Raw genomic sequence first — 1,781 nt, 5'->3', positions numbered from 1 at the left:
TGCAGATGTCGCAATCCACACCGAACCCGGAGGCCCTCCTCACACCAAGATCATCCGATCACGTGTCGCCCCGTACCCAACCTCCATGGTCAATACAACTAGGCGGGGTTCGTCATCGGGTTCGGGTGCCGTCGTTTCGGGGCCGCGGCGGGCGATCCTGGCCATCAGCACCCAGTCGGCGACGGCGAGTCCGGCGAACAGGACGACGAAGACGAGCATCGACGCCAGCACCTGGCCGGCCGGGATGCCCGCGACCGCGTCGGAGGTGCGCAGGTACCCGTTGACGAGCCACGGCTGGCGCCCGATCTCGCGGACCAGCCAGCCGCAGATCGCGGCGATGAACGGAAGCGGGATGCCGAGCACCATCAGGTAGAGCAGCGGCCGCGCCCTGGTGACCAGGTTCCGGTAGAGCAGCACCGCGCCCAGTGCGGCCGTGATGAACAGCACGAAGCCGATCATGATCATCAGGTCGAGCGGTGCGCCGACCGCCGGGTCCTCCAGCTTGCCAGGCTGGTAGCCCCTGATCTCCCCGAACTGCGCGAAGCCCTGGCTGATCACGAACGGGGAACTGATCAGGCTCAGCACCACGCCGACGCGCATCGAGCGGCGGAAGAACTCGACTTCGGTGGTGCGCTTGAGGAAGTGGTAGGCCGACACCCCGGTGACGAACACGCCGCCGGTGAGCAGCGCGCCGGTGATCAGGTGCGGGAGCGCGGACCGCAACGCGGGATTGGCCAGCAGCGCGCCGAAGTCGTCCAGTTCGAGCGTGCCGCCGCGCGCGGTGGCACCGGCCGGGTTCTGCAGGAACGAGTTCGCCACCATGATGAAGTACGCCGACGCGTACGCGGTCAGCGTAACCAGCCAGATGAGCGCGAGGTGCACCCACTTCCCGAGCCGGTCCCAGCCGAAGATCCACAGGCCGAGGAACGTCGATTCGAGGAAGAAGGCGACCAGCGTTTCGATCGCCAGTGGCGCCCCGAACACGTCACCGGCGACCGCGGAAAGGCCGGTCCAGTTGAGCCCGAACTGGAACTCCATCACGATTCCGGTCGCGATTCCCAGTGCGTAGTTGATTACGTACAGCTTCCCCCAGAATCGGGTCATCCGCCTCAGCTCGGGCTTCCCGCCGAGTGCGTGCCGGGTCTGCATGATCGCGACCACGGTCACCAGACCCAGGGTGAGCAGGACGAACAGGAAGTGGAACGAGGTGGTGAGCGCGAACTGGGTGCGTGCCAGCCCGGTGGCGTCCATGGGCTTCCCTCCGGATGTCGGATGATCAGTAGCGAGGCTATACGTAGTCACACGACATGTAGCAGAGAAACCTATAAAATCAGGGTCATCTCAGGGTTTCCCCGAGCTGGCTCCCTGTGTTCCCGACCAGTAGGCTGCCGAGGTATGAAGGCGGACGTTCTGCGCGGTCATCTCGACGCGCTGCTCCTCGCGGTGCTCGACGGCAGGAAGCTGCACGGGTACGCGATCATCGAGGCGTTGCAGCTGCGCACCGACGGTGTGCTCGACCTGCCGACCGGCACCGTCTACCCGGCGCTGCGCAGACTCGAGCGGGCCGGGTTCCTCGCCAGCGAATGGGACGTCGTGTCCGGGCGCAAGCGCCGGACCTACCGCCTCACCAGAGCCGGTCAGCGCGAACTCGCCGCGGAGCGCGCCGGCTGGCGGGAGTTCACCACGGTCATCGGCGGCGTGCTGGGGGAACGGCCATGAGCACCGACGACGTGCTCTTTCCAACGGAGGAGTCATGAGCACCGACGACGTGCTCTTCTCAA

The 1,781-nt window shown here is 66.3% G+C and carries 2 protein-coding genes; one reads left to right on the top strand and one right to left on the bottom strand.

Translation table 11 applies throughout. The features are described 5' to 3' along the window. Nucleotides 1-39 precede the first annotated feature (39 nt). A complete protein-coding gene (locus ABD256_RS25015) occupies nucleotides 40-1,251 on the bottom strand; it encodes a cytochrome ubiquinol oxidase subunit I (protein ID WP_344423546.1) in 1,212 nt (403 codons plus the stop codon). A 144-nt stretch (nucleotides 1,252-1,395) separates the two neighbouring features. Between ABD256_RS25015 and ABD256_RS25010 the strand changes: the two genes are divergently transcribed. Continuing rightward, the gene (locus tag ABD256_RS25010; RefSeq protein ID WP_344423542.1) at nucleotides 1,396-1,719 is read left to right on the top strand and encodes a helix-turn-helix transcriptional regulator; all 324 of its coding nucleotides are present in this window, start codon (nucleotides 1,396-1,398) and stop codon (nucleotides 1,717-1,719) included. The last annotated feature ends 62 nt before the right edge of the window (nucleotides 1,720-1,781 follow it).

Origin of the sequence: Amycolatopsis minnesotensis, from assembly GCF_039529815.1 — a bacterium.
Taxonomy (GTDB): Bacteria; Actinomycetota; Actinomycetes; order Mycobacteriales; family Pseudonocardiaceae; genus Amycolatopsis; species Amycolatopsis minnesotensis.
Note: the sequence above shows the minus strand (reverse complement) of the source record. Positions and strands in the feature narration are given on the sequence as shown.

Bases quoted from the DNA above. Each gene is read 5' to 3' on its own strand.
- ABD256_RS25015 (WP_344423546.1), bottom strand. From the start codon at position 1,251: ATGGACGCCACCGGGCTGGCACGCACCCAGTTCGCGCTCACCACCTCG.
- ABD256_RS25010 (WP_344423542.1), top strand. From the start codon at position 1,396: ATGAAGGCGGACGTTCTGCGCGGTCATCTCGACGCGCTGCTCCTCGCG.